At 42.8% G+C, this 17,871-nt stretch carries 17 protein-coding genes; 3 read left to right on the top strand and 14 right to left on the bottom strand.

Going from position 1 to position 17,871, the window contains the following annotated elements; translation table 11 throughout:
* Positions 1-24 precede the first annotated feature (24 nt).
* The 4 genes from pstB to AC58QC_RS28755 all read right to left on the bottom strand — a co-directional run bounded on the left by pstB (position 25) and on the right by AC58QC_RS28755 (position 3,643).
* Positions 25-792, bottom strand: a complete 768-nt coding sequence (gene pstB, locus AC58QC_RS28740) for a phosphate ABC transporter ATP-binding protein PstB (protein WP_497418450.1) — start codon at positions 790-792, stop codon at positions 25-27.
* Between the two features lie 3 nt (positions 793-795).
* Entirely contained in the window at positions 796-1,653 is an 858-nt protein-coding gene (gene pstA, locus AC58QC_RS28745) for a phosphate ABC transporter permease PstA (protein WP_497418451.1), read from the bottom strand.
* A complete protein-coding gene (gene pstC / locus AC58QC_RS28750) occupies positions 1,650-2,585 on the bottom strand; it encodes a phosphate ABC transporter permease subunit PstC (protein WP_497418452.1) in 936 nt (311 codons plus the stop codon). The genes pstA and pstC overlap by 4 nt, the downstream gene beginning before the upstream one ends.
* 185 nt (positions 2,586-2,770) lie before the next feature.
* The gene (locus AC58QC_RS28755; RefSeq protein WP_497418453.1) at positions 2,771-3,643 is read right to left on the bottom strand and encodes a phosphate ABC transporter substrate-binding protein; all 873 of its coding nucleotides are present in this window, start codon (positions 3,641-3,643) and stop codon (positions 2,771-2,773) included.
* Positions 3,644-3,884: 241 nt separating this feature from the next.
* On the opposite strand from AC58QC_RS28755, the gene AC58QC_RS28760 reads away from it, so the two are divergent.
* Positions 3,885-4,187 (top strand): CHASE3 domain-containing protein, encoded by a 303-nt coding sequence (locus AC58QC_RS28760; protein ID WP_497418454.1) that lies wholly within the window; start codon positions 3,885-3,887, stop codon positions 4,185-4,187.
* Positions 4,188-5,060: 873 nt separating this feature from the next.
* Here the strand turns inward: AC58QC_RS28760 and AC58QC_RS28765 are convergent.
* From AC58QC_RS28765 to desA, 7 genes are all read right to left on the bottom strand, one after another.
* Positions 5,061-5,204 carry a hypothetical protein gene (locus AC58QC_RS28765; protein ID WP_497418455.1) on the bottom strand — a complete coding sequence of 48 codons (144 nt, stop codon included), beginning with the start codon at positions 5,202-5,204 and terminating at the stop codon, positions 5,061-5,063.
* Positions 5,205-5,287: 83 nt separating this feature from the next.
* Complete coding sequence (locus AC58QC_RS28770; protein ID WP_497418456.1) at positions 5,288-6,100, bottom strand: SDR family NAD(P)-dependent oxidoreductase; 813 nt, start codon at positions 6,098-6,100, stop codon at positions 5,288-5,290.
* Between the two features lie 61 nt (positions 6,101-6,161).
* On the bottom strand, positions 6,162-6,740 hold the full coding sequence (locus AC58QC_RS28775; protein ID WP_497418457.1) for a TetR/AcrR family transcriptional regulator: 579 nt from the start codon (positions 6,738-6,740) through the stop codon (positions 6,162-6,164).
* A gap of 1,133 nt (positions 6,741-7,873) precedes the next feature.
* On the bottom strand, positions 7,874-8,521 hold the full coding sequence (locus AC58QC_RS28780) for a stalk domain-containing protein (protein WP_497418458.1): 648 nt from the start codon (positions 8,519-8,521) through the stop codon (positions 7,874-7,876).
* A gap of 895 nt (positions 8,522-9,416) precedes the next feature.
* Complete coding sequence (locus tag AC58QC_RS28785; protein WP_497418459.1) at positions 9,417-10,016, bottom strand: response regulator; 600 nt, start codon at positions 10,014-10,016, stop codon at positions 9,417-9,419.
* On the bottom strand, positions 10,013-11,149 hold the full coding sequence (locus tag AC58QC_RS28790) for a sensor histidine kinase (protein ID WP_497418460.1): 1,137 nt from the start codon (positions 11,147-11,149) through the stop codon (positions 10,013-10,015). The genes AC58QC_RS28785 and AC58QC_RS28790 overlap by 4 nt, the downstream gene beginning before the upstream one ends.
* 72 nt (positions 11,150-11,221) lie before the next feature.
* Positions 11,222-12,289, bottom strand: coding sequence for a Delta(5) desaturase DesA (gene desA / locus AC58QC_RS28795; protein ID WP_497418461.1), 1,068 nt, complete (start codon positions 12,287-12,289; stop codon positions 11,222-11,224).
* 321 nt (positions 12,290-12,610) lie between these two features.
* Between desA and AC58QC_RS28800 the strand changes: the two genes are divergently transcribed.
* Entirely contained in the window at positions 12,611-12,811 is a 201-nt protein-coding gene (locus tag AC58QC_RS28800; protein ID WP_056625586.1) for a cold-shock protein, read from the top strand.
* Between the two features lie 62 nt (positions 12,812-12,873).
* Positions 12,874-13,104: a cold-shock protein gene (locus AC58QC_RS28805; RefSeq protein ID WP_497418462.1), complete on the top strand. Its 231-nt coding sequence runs from the start codon at positions 12,874-12,876 to the stop codon at positions 13,102-13,104.
* Positions 13,105-14,596: 1,492 nt separating this feature from the next.
* Here AC58QC_RS28805 and AC58QC_RS28810 read toward each other — a convergent pair.
* The 3 genes from AC58QC_RS28810 to AC58QC_RS28820 all read right to left on the bottom strand — a co-directional run bounded on the left by AC58QC_RS28810 (position 14,597) and on the right by AC58QC_RS28820 (position 17,846).
* Entirely contained in the window at positions 14,597-15,505 is a 909-nt protein-coding gene (locus AC58QC_RS28810) for a DMT family transporter (RefSeq protein ID WP_497418463.1), read from the bottom strand.
* A 111-nt stretch (positions 15,506-15,616) separates the two neighbouring features.
* Entirely contained in the window at positions 15,617-16,921 is a 1,305-nt protein-coding gene (locus tag AC58QC_RS28815) for an enolase C-terminal domain-like protein (protein ID WP_497418464.1), read from the bottom strand.
* Position 16,922: 1 nt separating this feature from the next.
* Complete coding sequence (locus AC58QC_RS28820) at positions 16,923-17,846, bottom strand: Gfo/Idh/MocA family protein (RefSeq protein ID WP_497418465.1); 924 nt, start codon at positions 17,844-17,846, stop codon at positions 16,923-16,925.
* Positions 17,847-17,871 lie beyond the last annotated feature (25 nt).

Below are 17,871 nucleotides of genomic sequence, written 5' to 3' on the forward strand. Positions count from 1 at the left end.
TTATCTCTCCTTTTTTGGTTGTTGTTAGCCGAATCGACCCGTAATGTAGTCTTCTGTTCGTTGATCATTCGGATTGGTGAATATATTATCGGTTTTATCGGTTTCAACTAGATAACCGTTAAGGAAGAAGGAGGTCATATCTGAAATTCTTGCTGCTTGCTGCATATTGTGTGTCACGATAATGATCGTATATTTCTCTTTCAAGGTTTGAGTTAGTTCTTCTACTTTCAACGTTGAGATTGGATCAAGCGCAGATGTCGGCTCATCCATGAGCAGAACATCCGGCTCTACCGCGAGCAAACGAGCAATACATAAACGCTGCTGCTGTCCACCAGATAACCCCATTGCCGACTTATGCAGTCGATCTTTCACTTCATCCCAAAGCGCAGCTTGCACGAGACTACGTTCAACGATTCCATCGAGGACGGATTTCTTTTTCGTACCATGAATACGCGGTCCATACGCGATATTGTCATAAATGCTCATTGGGAATGGGTTAGGACGCTGGAACACCATGCCGACACGCTTACGCAAGGTAACGACATCAGAGTCGGAGTCATAAATATTGTGACCATCGACAGCGACATTCCCTGTTATTCGTACGTTATCAATGAGATCGTTCATTCGGTTTAACGTACGTAGGAACGTGGATTTTCCACAGCCGGAAGGACCGATCAATGCCGCAATAGATCCCCTTTCGATATTTAAATCTATGTCGTGAAGCGCTTGATTTTCACCGTAAAATAAATTCAATTTTTCTGCTTTAATTTTATACTTCGTCGCAATAGACATGTGTTATTTCCCCCCAGAAAGTCTTTTTTGTAAGATTCGACTTGGTATCGAAACCAGCAGATTGAAGATCAGAACAACGATTAGGAGTAATGCAGCGCTGCCTTTGGCAATGTCCTTGGCATCTGGAACGAGCGATTCTGCCCCAATATACCAAAGATGAACGGAGAGCGTCTCTCCCATTTTGAGCGGATTGAAATCTGGGAAAAAGCGTGAAACGGATAAGCCTGCCGTGTAGATGAGAATCGCAGATTCCCCAAGCGCACGACCTGCAATTAACGTAATCCCGGTAATTAGACTTGGCAACGCTGCTGGAATCAGCACTTTGCGGATGGCTTGCCATTTCGTTGAGCCAAGCGCCAAGCTAGCTTCCCAATAAGAGTCCGGCACGGTACGGATTGCTTCCTCCGTAACCCGAACCATAACGGGTAAATTCAACAGGGCAACTGTCGCGGCACCGCCGAGCAATGAAAATTTAAGCCCAAGCAAATTTGCAAACAATAGAAAACCGAACAATCCAAAAACTATAGATGGAACGGAGGACAGCGCCTCAACGGAAATTCGAACGAGGTCGGTAAACCAATTCTTTTGTGCATAAATCGCTAAGTAGATGCCAGAGAATAATCCAATTGGAATCGAGATTACGAGTGATAAAAATAAGACGTAGAAAGAGTTAAATAGTTGTGGTCCTACCCCGCCGCCAGCTTTAATTTCTTCAGGCTTACCGAAGATAAAATGCCAGGACAAATGAGGGATACCATCACCTAGAATACGTATTAGAAACCATGCCAAAATCCCAATAATTATAATACCGGATGCCCAGAAATAGACTGTTGCAATGCGGTCCGTCGTTTTACTTGTCATTTAAGTTCACTCCTCTTAGCTACGACACGAATGATGAGAATGAGAGATAAGGAGATGACAAGCAGCAGCAGCGCCATCATATACAAGGCATTATTCCATGCTGATCCGTAGTTGGTATTTCCCATATCCTTCACGATCGCTGTTGTTAAAACCGTTGTTGAATCAAGTAGCGATTTAGGCATTTGCGGTGAATTCCCGATGACCATGAATACGGCCATGGTTTCACCAATTGCGCGGCCCATCCCAAGAATAATAGCCGTAAGAATACCAGGTCTTGCGGCAGGAAGCAGTACACGCCACATCGTTTGCCAACGTGTTGCGCCTAGTGCAAGCGAAGCTTCTTCTAAGCGACTTGGTAGCGTGCGAATCGCATCTTCAGAAATTGATAGAATCGTTGGCAGAATCATGATGGCCAGGATTATGGCTGCTGGTAGAATCCCGTAGCCAATACCGCCTGTTAGTTTGCCGAGCGCGGGTACGATTACCGTCATCCCGATAAGACCATACACAACCGATGGAATCCCAACGAACAAATCTGTTGCCGGACGCATAATCTCGCGCATCCATTTAGGAGCGATTTTGGCCATGAATAAGGCCCCAGACAACGCTAATGGCACTGAGAATATGACAGCTACCAATGTCATTAACAGCGTGCTATACAAAAAAGGAAATGCGCCGAATTTATTTTGACCAGGTGTCCAATCTGTTGAAAAGAAAAACTCGAATGGACTTACATCCTGAAAGGTCTTGATCCCTTGCATGCCTACAAATACGATAATTGAAAAAATAATAGCAGATACTAAAGCAGCACTGCCGACAAACACCCATCTCATCAATCTGTCTTGCCTATGCTGTTTTTGAGTCCACTTAACGATGGTAGGGCGACTTTCATCTGATTTCGCGCTTGTTAGTTGATCTATTACGGAATTCACGGAGTGATTCCCCTTTCTATTCAATACACAATCTCTGTTTCAATACACAATCTTAGTATTATCATAAAATACGAAGATCATTTGCATCGTAAATGAATCGATGAGGGAATGTATATATTTTCGTTTTGTAAATAAACAAAAAAAGCGTTGCATTGTTATGCAGACGCTCTATAAAGTGTGACTTATTATTTTTTCAATAAATCCGCTGGCAAGAATTTCAAATCACGAACTTGCTTACCTTGGAAATCTTTGCTGGAGATGTAGTCGATGAATGCTTTGGAAGCATCTTTCGCTTCACCTTTCGTGTACATGTGCTCAACACCGAACAATTTGTAAGTACCTTTTTTGATATTGTCTTCGGAGTAAGCTACGCCATCGATTTTCAACGCTTTTACAGTGTCATCGATGTAAGGTGTATCTACATAACCGATGGAACCTGCTTGACCTACAACGGCAGTTTTCATTGCACCGCTGTTTTCTTGCGTAATACCTTCTTTGGAGAACTCTTTGCCATCCAATATGATTTGTTTAACAAGTGTACGGGAACCTGAGCTGTCTGGACGGTGTACAAGTACGATTTTCTCGTCGTTGCCGCCAACTTCTTTCCAGTTCGTTACTTTACCTGTGTAGATGTCAGTAGCTTGTGCTTTTGTTAGATTATCGATTTTAACATCTTTGTTTACGATAAGCGCGAAAGGCGCGATTGCTACTTGGTGGTCAACAAGACCTTTATCTTTATACTCAGCAGCTGGCTCAACGTCGGAATTACCGATATTGGAAGTACCGTCTGCTACGTTTTTAATTCCTGTTCCTGAACCACCAGCCGTTACGTTAATTGTTACCTTTGGGTTCTTATCCATGAATTCAGTTGCTGCTTGTTTAACCAAAGGAAGAAGTGCACTGGATCCGGATGCTGTTACTGTACCGCTTATTTCTGCCGCTGATGGTGATGTTGTTGCACTGTTTTGTGTTTTTGCGCCACAACCTACTAAAGACCCCATCATGAGTACAGCTGATAATGTGAATGTGATTCCTTTTTTCGACATGAACTTAAACATAGTTGTCCTCCTTTGAGTTTATAAGTCTACTTTACTTTAAGCTCGATCCCCTTTGATTGTGTCGAACGACCTTACACATATATCGTACCAACCGAATATAAATTCCAAACCCATGAAATGTTAACATAATGTAAAACTATTAATATAAATCATTTACATGCTTCGACGCTGTATTTAATAGTAACAAGACTCATGTCTGGGTTTGTCTATTTATAGGAGGGATACATTTGCGTAAAATGTCTTGTCTAAATTCACTATGCGCACGAAATTGATCTTTAGCAGCGTACTGCTTATTTTCTTGGCCGTGGCTCTCTTCACTCTCCATCAGGTTACACAGATCAAGCAAAATATGACCGATCAGAACGATAAAGTTGATTTGAAAGTAATGGCACCTGAACTTAAAAACATGGATCATGATATGAACATCATTACTTCTGGTCTCGAAATTTCCAAAAAGACGGAATTTATAGAGAAGTACAACAGTAAACGTAAAACCATACAACGGTATGGTTCACAAAATTGGAGATACAGCCACTACACCTGATCAAAGAGAAATGGCGAAGCTTGCTAATCCAAGACTCAGTTGTTTTAAGTTTTATATTACATACGCGGATGGTGCCGCTTAAGCCATTGCCTCATCGTCTAAAGCACTTAATGATAGCTGTACTTTCGTATTTTTCTTGACCATGATCATAGCATTTCTCATTTTCACTTCGTTTACTCGTCCCATTTCCGTCTTACAAAAAGCCGTTTCACGCATTGCTGATGGATTGCATTATTCTCCCTCTATGGAGAAACGCTTAGCTCTTAAATACTCTCGTTTTCTCAGATTTTGACCATCAATACTTTTAAGCAGATAACATTTCTATGGAACAAAGTTATAGATGAAGAAATATATGGGGCTAGTAGGCGCAAAGAAGTCTCCATCTAAACCACTACCTGAAAAATATGGTTGCACCTTTGGATCTCCACATAAGCTCATGGCGGTCAACCCTCCCACATCTCGCAGAATCTACGCTCCCACATTCCTTCATTCAACCTGCCCATGAGGTGAAGGTCAGATATGCTGCCCGACAATAGGGGTACCGCAAGCAAAACGCGGATTTACAACGTTAAGAGAGCCTTATATGTGAAGTTGGTGAATCCCCCATTAATGTAGGCTACCATAAAGTAAAAAAGGCTGCCGCGGCAGCCTTTTTGTTATTCAACTATAGTTCTCCGTTAGTTCAACGACTTGTGGTACGGTTCACCGTATCATTGGATAGATTAACAAAAGTGAAGGGTAGTGCTTAGCTCAATGGTTTCACCATTTTAAGATTTAGTAAAATTAGTTCATGGAAGGCGTAACAGAAATAGCCCCCTGCATCTACGGCAAAAGGGCTATTCTAAGGGGGCATTTCATCTACGGCTCTTTTCCTTACTTATGATACGGTTCACCTTCATTAACGGCTGGAGTTGGCTTTCGTGTAGCCTCCGGCCCACCAGGTCGCGCAGGAAAGGCAGCTGTTCCGGGTAGCTGCGTACGTAGCGGACTAGGCGAAGCGCTCACCTTCGAATGCAAGATTCCTCCTCAAGTGTTCATTAATAAGATGGCTCAATTAACAATCTACATTTGGAGGATCTCGTCTTCAAACAGAACTATCATCAATCCGCTTCAGCCGAACGCTCATACCATACGCTGAGCTCTTTCAGCTTATTGTTATACGATTCGCGAATCGTGTCTGCAGAATAAGATCCAACCGGCAGCCGGAGCGGCACATTACCGCTTTTAATGACGGAAATAATATATTGCACCGCTTTGGCCGGATCGCCGATCTTGACGTTCGAAAATCCTTTTTGAAAAGCTTCGTAATACGGCAGGTACTCCGGCTTCATCACGGAGCGGTCCATCGAGTGTCCGATAAACTCGGTTGCGAACACGGCCGGTTCCACGATGGTTGTCTTGATCCCGAAGCTTGCGAATTCCTGTGCGAATGACTCAGAGAAGCCTTCGACCGCAAACTTGGAAGCGGCGTAAAGGCTGAACGGCGGATAGGACACTTCTCCGAAGAAAGACGAGAAATTAATGTAATGCCCCGAGCCTTGACGCTTGAACACGGGAAGCGTCGCACGAATGACATCCAGTACCCCGAACAAGTTAACGTCGAACTGTTTCCGGATTTGTTCATCCGTATACTCTTCCAGCATGCCGAAAAGTCCGTATCCCGCATTATTCACGACAATGTCGATTTGCCCGAATACGTCAACGGCTTCTTGAACGGCGGCTTGAATTTGGTCCTTCTTGGTCACATCCAGAGCAGCAAGATGGACACGATCCGGTGCCAACGCTTTAAAATCCTGAATAGCATCAAGTCTGCGCGCCGTTGCAACGACTTTGTCTCCCGCTTGAAGCAGCTGCTCCACAAAATGGCGGCCAAATCCTGTCGAAGTTCCTGTAATAAACCACACTTTACTCATCGTAATTTCTCCTTTTTATTTGAGATCGATCGTTCTAATATTAGCAAAAAAAAAGCTTTACTTAGGCATTAAGCATCGCCATTGTAAAATCGGCTATGCGGTAAAGCTTCTCTTTGTCGGCGGAGGTTCGAGCAAGTACGCGCAGCCCCACCATCGTGTTATGAATATTCGCCGCAAGTTCGCTTGCGTCATGGGTCATGGCGAACTCTCCGTTTTCCTGTCCCTTTCGGATCAGTCCGGCAATAAGCTGTTCCGTCCGGTCAAAGCTTTCTTCAGCCATAACGTCCACTTCGGGATCCCACGGAGCAAGCTCCACCGCCATATTAACGAGCAAGCAGCCCAGCGGCTTCTCTTCGTTTCCTTCAACCATATAGTCAAATAGAAAACGCAAAGCTTCTTTTGCGCTTTTGGCGCGAGTAACGCCTGAATCAAAGTGCCCGAGCAAGGTCTTGCAATAACGGTCGATGACTTTTAGAAACAATTGATGTTTGTCTCCAAACGTATCGTACAAGCTTCTGCGATGGATGCCCATATTCTCAACCAGGTCGTTGATGGATGTCTTCTCATAGCCTTGTGCCCAGAATAAATGCATCGCTTTCGTCAGAACTTCGTCCTCATCAAATTCCTTCACTCTAGGCATTATGTTCTCCTCCTTCCCCTTTCTTATCGAGTACTATACCATAATGAGAACGATCGGTAAATAACATTTTTTACTGATCGTTCCCGTATTTTTCGCTGTCACTTGTGATAGGGTTCAGCATATCACAAGTAAACTAATCTGCCCGTTAGTTCAACGCGTTCTTTACTCATTGTCGACAATCGGACAATGTTCTTGCCACTAATCGGCAATCGGATCAAGTTCTTGACATTGCCAATTGACAAGAACTTGATCCGATTAATAAAAAAGTCCGCGATTTACGCGGTCTTGATTCGGACTATGTTCTTGACATCCGACAATGAAGCACATAAGCCTAACACATGCTTATCGATATCCCTAGATTCGCTTTTAAAATTTTCTGGATAGTTTGATCCATAATATCTCATTGAATATGAGGTGTATGCCTTTTTTCTTTCATTTGATTTATTTTTTTATTTTGCTGGTTTGGACATTCTAAATCTCTCATTGATTCATGATTGTTCTTTTTGAACTGAAAAATGTAATCGGTACTCTACTCGCTAAATCCTTTGGATGCCTAATAACAATGAATGGTATTGTATCATTAACCAAAGACTCGTAGAGTTTGCTAGTTGGAGCAAGCTTTTGTTTAGCTCCACTTTCAGAACACATTCTAAATGCATTTAATGAACTAGTTAAAAAAGCAGCTGCAACTTTCTGTACTAACCATTTCAACTCGAATGGTTTCTCTCTTTGAAAGTTGAATGAATTCTGCAGGAAGCTTCCAAGTAGTTCTTATTGTTCATCGTAGAAATATCTATCGATAAGCGAAAATGAATGAAGATTCTCCCTCCTATATGCACCCATCTTATGTTTGTAGAAATTCTCATAGCCCAATATAGATTGTTTCCACATTCAAAGTTAATGCATAAAAGACCCACATATAGTATAGGTAGGTCTCTTTCTAATTCGCAAAGAAAGAACTGCCACCCTGCGGCGGCAGCCTCAATTTGTAGTTTATTGAAGTAACGTTCTCCGTTAGCTCAACAACATTTTGTCTACATATTGCTTACCCACAATGGTTTGTCTTCACTAAATTAATTGTGGAGTTAGTCCTGGCCGTATACGGCAAAGGGCAATCTTTTTTTAGTATTTGATTACTTCATCGGTTGAATCGGATTGCTCTTCAAGATGTCTTCCACTTCTTGGTAGCCCTCAGGGTAGGCAAAGTTATAGCGTGCCGGAAGTGCGAACACGTATTTGTCATTGCGCGTCAGTTCACTTGGGCCGATAGGTGCTGCGCCAATGTGGAATTTATCCTGCTGAAGCGCGTTCCATTGGTCGACAGTAAAGACGAGAATAGGGATATCCTGTCTAGGCTGTTCTGCGGTCCATTCGGGATGGCGGATACTGAGGCTCGCGCCGCTGAACTTATCGCCTTGCGCATCCCCTTCAGAAAGACCCTCCCATTTGTCCGTTACGATCGTGTACCCTTTCCAACTGTCCGGCAGCGTGAAACGGAAGCCGTATTGGGTATTCTCATAGGCGGTTTGGCTGCTTACTTGACCCGTTTGTCCCGTAATTCTAATCTCCCTTTTGTCCCCATCCCACTTTACATCAGCTCCAAGTGACTCAGAAACAACCCTCAAAGGAACATAGCTGGATCCATCTACGATCTGCAAATCCTCATTGATTATTTTCCCGTTAATAAATAATTTAATATCCGTCGCCGCATAAGCCCCAACAGCAACAGATGCTGCGATAACACCAGTAAGTCCAAGCGCAATTAATAATTTCTTCTTCAAGTAAATTCCTCCTCATTTTGTTTCGTCATCATTGCTCTAATGCTTACGCTAGTTTCTATCCCCTCGTTGAGTGTAGCTTTCTCTTACGGTACCTCAAACGTATGATTGGTTGAAATTGTTGCAAAATTTTTGCCCATCGCATTAGTGTATTGTTTCGTTGTCACCATGAAGCAAATTACATTAAATTAGTTATTCCGTTACTCAACCTGATAGGTGAGCATTAGTCTTATTTTACAATTACACGTTTAATCTCCTAGCCACTCACAGATTAATTTTAGGGGTTATCTATTCATCTCATTCCTTTCTTCCTAGCACGAAAGATTATAACAAGATTAAGCCGTTGGCAAATCTGTGAAAAGTCATGAACTGCATAATAAAAATGCACGACATTTGACCGAAAACATGAAAAATTTCATCCCCTATGCCCAAAGTCATGCCTTTAAGTAGGTTTACCTATTACTATCTCATCATGACCACGCTCTACTGCCCGTTACTTTAATGAACAAAAAAAGAGCTGCCGCGAGGAGAGCTCCTTCACTATCGTTTCCCGTTAGCGTAGCAATGTTGCTGACAAGCATCTAGCTGTTAAACTATGTACTTGTATTTGCTGCATAAAAATGCTCATATTCTAACGATAAGAAAATGCTTCTATAGTTAAACCTGTTGTTGCATCTACAACGACATTAAATTCACTATTACTTCTGCGATGCTCCTGTTGATAATTTCATTAACTAATGACTGCTGATGGGATTAGGAAAAACACTCATACTCAGCGTTGTGACTCTTACATCACTTTCAGCTTGAACCTAAATAGTTAACAAAAAGATACCCACAAACCTGAACACCTTTTTCAAAGTGCCAGTCTATGGGTACCCATTCACCTTTTTTTTGCCTGTCATTTGAACCATCCCTTCTCTTTGAACCGCATAATAGCCTCAATTCGGTTAGTGACATTGAGCTTATCGAGAATAACGGAAATGTAGTTGCGAACGGTACCTCTTGTAATGTACATGTGATCAGCAATTTCCTTCGTATTTTTACCGTCGGCGATCAGGTTCAGCACTTCCTTTTCCCTCTCCGTCAAAGGATTTTCTTCAATATAAGTCTCATCTACCAACTCTGAGGCATAGATTCGCCTACCAGCCATCACACTCCGAATCGAGGTAGCCAGTTCCTCGCTTGGGCTATCTTTCAACAAATAACCGTTGGCACCTGCCTTCACGGCCCTTTCAAAATACCCGTAACGGGCAAACGTGGTCAATATAATGACTTTACAACCCAATCCCTTCAGCTCCGCCGCCGCATCTAAACCATTCATTATTGGCATCTCGATGTCCATGATACAAATATCTGGCTTATGCAGTTTTACTAGTTTTACAGCATCCTCGCCATTGCTTGCTTTACCAACGACTTGCATATCCTCTTCCAAATCAAGTAAGGAAGCAAGTGCGCCAAGCAGCATCCGTTGGTCCTCGGCTATCACAATTCGGATCACATCCTCACCTCCCTTTCCGGTGGTATGATGGCATTCGGCACTTTTATAACAATCATTGTTCCATAGTCTGAGACAATTTCCATAGTACCGTTTACAAACTCAAGTCGCTCTTTCATGCCTCGTAATCCATTTCCAAGCAACATAAGACATTCTTTCGTCATGCCGATCCCATTGTCACCGACCTTGATAACAAGATCGCTTGGTGATGGCTCAATGGAGATCGAACACATAGTAGCATTGCTATGTTTGATAATATTCGTAATCGATTCTTTCAAACACATGCTCAACACATTTTCATTAATTAAAGAAGTGTTGACTATCTTCGGATCTCCCTCCAAAATGAGCTCAATCTCTGCAGCCTTCAAAATCTGTTTGATTCGGAACATCTCTTCCACTAGTCTCGTTCCGCGCATTTGCGTTACGATTTCCCGAACTTCCTTTAATGCAATTCTAGCTGTCTGACGAACATCATTGATTTCGATTTGTGCTTGCGCCGGATTTTTACTAATTAATTTCCCAGCCAAATCACTCTTCAAACCAATTAATGATAGCTTCTGACCAAGTGTATCGTGTAAGTCGCGGGCGATTCTTTGACGCTCTTCTAGCTTTACCAACTCGGAAATCCGCTTATTTGCATCCTCTAGCTGTCCCTGGAGTTTTTCACTCCTATTTCGGTTGAACGTGGTGACTGGAATGAGAATAACGGCAATTACACTAATGATGATAAAAGGCAATTGTGTAAAATAAACAGGATTTTGGGATACCAATCCATAGTTAATCGTTACAATCGTCGTTACTAGATGAATGCAGTACAACGTAATAAATCCTGCTCGACTTTTCATGGTGCCAATAAAAAATGCTAAAAACAGAGAGAAGTACACATAGCTGAACACGACAGCCATGATAATTGAAATAACGATTTGTACGCTAGTCCAAAAGTACACAATCCATCCTTTAGATACGAAGGACAGCACATAGCAACTAAAGAAAACCATAATCATGATTGTGCCTAAGACTATGTGGTATGTGGTAGAAGAACGAAATATGAAATAAAAAGGGAGGATATAAAAGACAACCCACACATACGGACTAAGACCGGTGTTTTTGTGAAAAATTTGATACCACTTTTGCATAGTCCGTTTAACCTCTTTTTCTTCAACATAGATGCAATTATATTTTAACATAAACATGAAAAGATGTATTTACTACCCTTGCAAGCTCGATTTACGAACTTTCACATTTATTGTGTTAGCAAAAGTATCAAGCTCATCTTCCTTAAGGTGCACCTGTTTACTATTTTTATAACCGACAAACGTTTTGTTACGCTCATCCCAAAGACGGAAACTTAGCGACTTCAAACTGGTGCCGATTGTAATGGTCGTTGCTTTTTGAAGCGGAGGCGTTGCATTATGTGCCTTTTCCAAATTATAATTTGGCACTTTTGGACTCAAATGATGGACATGATGAAACCCAATATTTCCAGTAATCCATTGCAAAAGCTTCGGCAGCTTATAGTAGGAGCTTCCATCTACCGCGGCTTTCACATAACTCCACTCATCCTCATTCTCGAAGTAGGAGTCTTCAAATTGATGTTGCACATAAAATAGCCAGATTCCCATCAAGCCCGCTATGAACATGATTGGAGCTTGGATCAGAACAAACGACTGCCATCCAATTATCCAGATCAGTCCCCCATATAAAGCAAGGATGGAGACGTTCGTCATATAAGTACTGATTCTTTCCTTGCGTCTTGCACCTTTCGTATTAAAGCGATTCGTAAATAGGAACAAAAAGATGGGACCAAATCCGAACATAATAAAGGGATTCCGATATAACCGATACGCAATTCGGACCCATAATGAAGATGCCGCATACTCGTCGACGGTAAGTACCCACATATCGCCTATTCCACGTTTCTCAAGGTTACCACTCGATGCATGATGGATAGAATGACTATTCTTCCATTGCTGATAGGGAAAGAGTGTAAGGATACCCGTAATCGTACCGATTATTTCGTTAGCTCTACGGCTTTTGAAGAACGATTGATGACAACAATCATGGAAAATGATAAAAGTTCGTATAACAAAACCAGATGCGATGATCGTAATCGGTAGTGTGATCCAATATGATAAAGATAGGCTTAGATACGCAGCTAACCATAGTACGATTAAAGGCCCTAAGGTGTTAATTAGCTGCTTAATACTAGCCCTCGTATTTGATTTTTCAAAAGGGGCAACCTGTTTTTTTAAGTGAGTTAGCGTCGGTTGTGTCATCGTATTATTTCCTCCTCGATATGGTGCGCAGGACTTGTTAGCGAATATTAGCTGTAGTATCCTATCTTCATTATAGATACCGCTTGCAATTTGTTGCAGTCATAAACATCATTTAGAGGGTATGACATATGTCATATAGGAAAGGGAGAGCAATGCAAATTTGCTTATCACACTTTTATGTGCTATCATTACCTAATAAACATCTTTGACATAAACTCACATATTGAAAAAGTGATCATTTGTGTAATGGTACCTTTTTCAATGTGTGATTTTTTTTATTTTAAAAAGCATGTTAATAACAATTTGGAGGGTAATTTTATTATGGAAACAGGAACAGTGAAATGGTTTAACGCAGAGAAAGGCTTTGGATTTATTGAAATGGAGGGCGGAAATGACGTATTCGTTCATTTCTCCGCAATTCAAGGGGATGGATTCAAATCGTTGGACGAAGGACAACGCGTTGAATTTAATGTAGCTCAAGGCAACCGCGGTCCTCAAGCCGAAAATGTTGTAAAACTGTAATCACAGTGAACTGTCCTTAACAAGTGTTAAGGGCAGTTTTTTTATCTAAGGAGGAGAAAACTATGTATTTTCGAAGAAAATCGTTAGAGGATCTCATTCATGAAAACACGAAAGTCTGGGCATGCGATAAAGAAAATTGTAATGGTTGGATTCGGGACAATTTTTCGTTTGAGTACGTCCCCACTTGCCACCTCTGCCTTTCTCCCATGATTAGTAGCTTGAAAATGCTCCCTATCATTTCTAACTCGAATAAAAATATGAAGTCTCTTCATAAAGGCAGACTAATCTCCTAGTCAGTTTATGGCATATGAACTGGCTACCGCTTTTAAGACTTTTTTCATACAAATAGACCTCTACTCTCCCCAAATGTTCATTTGAGTTTCTCCCACGTTAACTTTAAATTAAGCTTAAAGTCACCAAATGCTAATATAAAATAAAGATGTTACTACATCAGAAAAGCGGTTTTCTATCAACATAAGTACACATGATTCAAGCGTTAGTGTCGTATTCTCTACTATTGATGACATTATTAATTTTTATTCCAAACAGGTTTTGCAGACAAAAGCAGCCAATCTGAGCAATTTAAAGAATGACACAAGTAATGAAAGGGATGATATATCATAATTGGAGAAATGATTCTTTACAACCGACCTGTAAGGACAATTAAGAAGAGTTCATGGTTGATAATGATTTCCTGCGTTTTTTCTTCATTTTTCTTCACTGTTTGGGGGGGATGCCTTTTGTTTGGTTGCCTCCTTTACATGGCCTTTTCGAATCGAAAGGTCAGAAACCTCTTGGTAAGTTTCGGAAATTCATTGCTAAAAATGGATAAAGCACAAAATAAGCTGGATCTATCTATCAAGAAAATCCAAAAAAGTGTGTGGAAAGAATCGTAACAAAATATGGGTTAAATTGGGTCAAAAGTTAATTTAATTTAGGGTTAGTTAATCTTATTGATGCGCTGTTGCTGTTGTTTGCTGCGGCACAAATGAATCCTTTTAATTAAAGGATTTTTTTATTGCGATTTATTGGGGTAGAAAATGCCTTGCCCCACGCATTCAGTAAGACTGATAACGAATTCTTTGGTTTATGTGCTCTCATGTTTATCCGAGTTCATAAACGCAATAGAAGCTACTGATCGTATTCGTCCAGCCATAAAAACATAAGTGGCGTCCATATCTCCATCATGGCTTATCCAATTCTGATCGTATCAGAATATCAAATGGCAAAATAAAAACAGCGTCCCTTGCAATACAGTTGGGGTACGCTGTTTTTATTTTATCTAAACTCTCTATTTCATCCATTTTTCTATTTCTTCTACTGCTTCTGGATATTTACGCGCCCAAGCTTTGAGGTAAGATTGATGGGAAAATGTTCTTGTAATTTGACATCTGTTGTTTTTTTTGTAAATTGCAAACAAAATAAAAAATTCCGTCGGATTACGACGGCGAATTACTTCGTTTTTATCAATACCTCTTGCTTCAGCTACCTAGTAATGGTAATAATTTACGAATAATATCATTAGAGGACGTTGCTACCGGTAAGTCGGATGAGCAAAGAACCTGCGGTAATAATGAAGATGGCTTTCCCAAATCCAGTCGAAATGCATAAAATCCCCCCTTTTACGGTATAAGTATTCCACGAACTCAGCATGCAATATACGAAAGGGGTTCAAACAGCAAAAAAGCCAATTGTAAGCATTGCTGCTTACAATTGGCTTTTTCCACCTACGCAACCCTCTGCCTTGTGTCCGACGGTTGGGGCTTTTTCGCGCGAGTGGAACATTCAACGATTAATAGTGGCTTCTTTTTGGCGTCTTCCGGATTTGGTTGGTCTGGCTGCAGTCACCGTCGCCACAATCAGCAGCAAACCGCAGAGCAGTACACGGATCGACGGCTTGTTGCCGAGCAGCGCATAATCGAGCGCTGCCGTTACGGCGGGCTCCAGGCAGAACAAGAGCGAAACGGTGACTGGCGGCAGCCGGCGTTGACCGTACACCTGCAGCAGATTTGCCGCGATCGACACGAACACAACCATATAGGCGATGCCTGCGAGTGTCACCGGTTGGGCTGTCAAAACCGACAGCATTGCCGCCTCCTTGTTGAAGCAAGCATAGATGGCCGCCACTGCTGCGAAAAACAAAGCGCAGCCCGCTATGCCCAAAAAGGAAACTTGCGAAACCGTCGCCAGCTCCCTCGCAAGCAATCGATCGGTAAAGACTATCGAGTAGGCATACCCGATCATGCCGACAAAGGCCAAGCCATCGCCAAGATTAACGCCTTGGTCATGTGGCCCGATCAACAGAGCAATGGCGACGATCCCTATCGCAATAGCCACTATTTCTTGCCGCGTCGGCTTGCATTGGTCATGCACCCAGCGCAGCAGCGGTACCACGACGATGATAAAGCTGTTGATCACCACGACGCGCGTCGGGGTCGTATACTGCACCGCGTAAATAGAGAAGAAGCCCAACACGAAATTGGCAGATCCGAGGCTGGCCAAGCCCATTCTCCAGATCCGGCCCGGCATTGCCCGGAGCGATCGGTGGAATAGAGCCAGGTACACCAACGACACGGCACCATACCGCCAAAATTGAAACAGAATCTGGGGGTAATCCGCGGTCGTGGATTTCATAACGATATAGGACAACCCCCAGATCAATACCGCGCCAAGCACGGCCAAATACCCAATCAATTCGTTGCCTCCTTATTTCCTTCTCGCTTGACCGAGCGTTCCGTATAGGAATGCAAACAAAGAAAAGTGCACGATCCACACTTTTCTCTCTATATATGGCACCATACTAGTTTATTTGGATTTTTGTGCACCTAATAATGATTCATAATAACCACTACGACCGAATATGCCTCCATTATGCTCATAAAATTCAGGAAACAATTGGAATTGTCCGTCGACTGTCGGTATCCAGCTGCCATTGGGCATCGGATGATTCTTCTTCATAACTTCCCAATTGGTATAGTTTTGTTTGCCGTTGGATTCAATCAAGCCCATGGAGAGTCCTGGCACAGGTAGTAGATGCGCTGCAAGATTCTTATTCCAATCCACCATTATCGGATTTGCGGTTAGGTCAGCGCAGAAGCAAGGAATGCCATGTTCACTAGCAAGCTTCGCAACGCGCAAGCTCATGCTCATCGTCTTGGCCACCGGCTTTAAGGCAAAAGCCCCGAACCCCATTTGGATTCGCTCCAAAGCATCCTTTTCATTATGTACACTTTCATCGCCAGCCACCCTTACCGGTATATCTGAAACATCCACGTGAATATGCTCCGGAAACGGCTCTTCTACCAACAAAATGTGCTCCCTGGCCCCTATTCGCTCGGCAGCATCCACAAGCCTCCAAAGAAGCTCTTTACTACCGTATCGACCGTTGATATCCAGGTAATAGGCGATTTTTCCGTTTGCGGTATGAAGGCAGACACGGTTCCCTGCAATATGGTGAATCTCTTTCAACCTACGGATATCCCATTCCAACATTTTCTCGGGATCTCCATCCTGATTTGGGTCTGAGCCCAATTTAATTTTGAGCACAAAATAACCCTCATCAAGCAACGCCGTAACATCCGCCTCTGTCATCCCATAGGATACGACTGGCGTACATGCAAGCCGTTCATGCCGAGACACCAGCATGGATTTGTACGCCTCAGGGATTAGATCTGTGAAGCGGATACCGGGTGTTTTTTGACTCAGCAGCATCCAAGCTGCAAAATCAACAGGAACGAGTGCATTGAGTGCAAAGGTTTCCCTGAGCGAGTCTCCGTCCCAAACCTGGGAAGCATATTTATAAGCCTGCTTCACCAACAAATCCAGCATGTCCATTGGGGTTGCGAATGAGGTATTCTGAGCTGCTAACAACGCATATTGGGTAATCTCATTCATGAATATATTGCCTCGTTCATTGCCCCATCGCGTATATACCTGTGGATCAGACCAAAGAATGCTCTGGACACCTAGACCCACACCGACATCTCCCTCTAGATCCTCTAAGGAAACGAAGGATTGCCAGAGCTCATTCACAAAGCCGCCTTTGAAGCCAAATGGAGCGAGTAACGGTTCACGTACAACCATAAAATTCGTTTTCTTTATCGTTATCATCCTAATGTCCTTTCACTTTCATCCGATACTGTACAGCGAAAGCGGCGCCTTCATAACCTTGATCCTCGTTTGATAATTGTTTTAACGCTACCTGCTGCCCTCCCGACAAAAGAGATCTTCTCACGGCGATTGCAGCGAGTTCCACCTCTAGCAGTTGACTTATTGAAAAGAAAGGCTCCGCATCTCCAGCCAAGTAAGGCAAGCTTGCTTCTAGAAAAGAACGATATAATCGGCTGCTATCCACTTGCAGATGCTTAACAGTATGCTCGGTCACAATTGTCGCATAGAAGGGCAAATATCCTTGTGTCGTTCCGACACTGAGGGCACCTCTGCGCCCATCCTGCCAAATGAGCTCAATTTGATGCTGCAGATGTACACCTATGGATCGTACACTTTCGATTCCCGGTCCCATGATTGCTTGCAGTAGATAAAAGGCATGTATGCCGTAATTAAATTCATCAACGGAACAGCCCGCCAGCACCGTCACGACCTGGTCGTTCGGATCATGCTGTCGATGCCACTCTTTGGCCTCTTCACAGACGCTTAGCGAAGAACCGCCTGAAATACGAACGCCACTGCGTTCCCACTCCATGAGTTGCTGGATGTCACGCATGTTCCCAGCCATAGGCTTATCAATCAATATAGCTTTTCCCGCATTGACAAATGGGCGTGCACGCTCAATATGTAAGTCCCAATTCACGCTGTGGATAATTACCGCATCTACGTGTTGCACCATGTCTTCCAACGATTCACAAACAATCTTGATTTCGTGCTTCTTAGCAAATTGTGAGGCATACCCTTCCTCATGAACGGTTCCCCCATCGAAAACGGCAACCACTTGATGGCCTAATTCCTTGATTATAGGTACCCAATTGTCCGGATGTGATGTGTCCAGATCGACAATTCCGATTCGTAGCGTTTGCATTGTTTTGCCTCCTATACAAATCTCT

The organism is Paenibacillus sp. J22P51 (assembly GCF_059692215.1).

What these genes read in the sequence shown, in the direction of transcription:
- pstB (WP_497418450.1), bottom strand. Translation starts at nt 792, where the DNA reads ATGTCTATTGCGACGAAGTATAAAATTAAAGCAGAAAAATTGAATTTA.
- pstA (WP_497418451.1), bottom strand. Translation starts at nt 1,653, where the DNA reads ATGACAAGTAAAACGACGGACCGCATTGCAACAGTCTATTTCTGGGCA.
- AC58QC_RS28755 (WP_497418453.1), bottom strand. Translation starts at nt 3,643, where the DNA reads ATGTTTAAGTTCATGTCGAAAAAAGGAATCACATTCACATTATCAGCT.
- AC58QC_RS28770 (WP_497418456.1), bottom strand. Translation starts at nt 6,100, where the DNA reads ATGAGTAAAGTGTGGTTTATTACAGGAACTTCGACAGGATTTGGCCGC.
- AC58QC_RS28775 (WP_497418457.1), bottom strand. Translation starts at nt 6,740, where the DNA reads ATGCCTAGAGTGAAGGAATTTGATGAGGACGAAGTTCTGACGAAAGCG.
- AC58QC_RS28790 (WP_497418460.1), bottom strand. Translation starts at nt 11,149, where the DNA reads ATGCAAAAGTGGTATCAAATTTTTCACAAAAACACCGGTCTTAGTCCG.
- desA (WP_497418461.1), bottom strand. Translation starts at nt 12,289, where the DNA reads ATGACACAACCGACGCTAACTCACTTAAAAAAACAGGTTGCCCCTTTT.
- AC58QC_RS28800 (WP_056625586.1), top strand. Translation starts at nt 12,611, where the DNA reads ATGGAAACAGGAACAGTGAAATGGTTTAACGCAGAGAAAGGCTTTGGA.
- AC58QC_RS28805 (WP_497418462.1), top strand. Translation starts at nt 12,874, where the DNA reads ATGTATTTTCGAAGAAAATCGTTAGAGGATCTCATTCATGAAAACACG.
- AC58QC_RS28815 (WP_497418464.1), bottom strand. Translation starts at nt 16,921, where the DNA reads ATGATAACGATAAAGAAAACGAATTTTATGGTTGTACGTGAACCGTTA.
- AC58QC_RS28820 (WP_497418465.1), bottom strand. Translation starts at nt 17,846, where the DNA reads ATGCAAACGCTACGAATCGGAATTGTCGATCTGGACACATCACATCCG.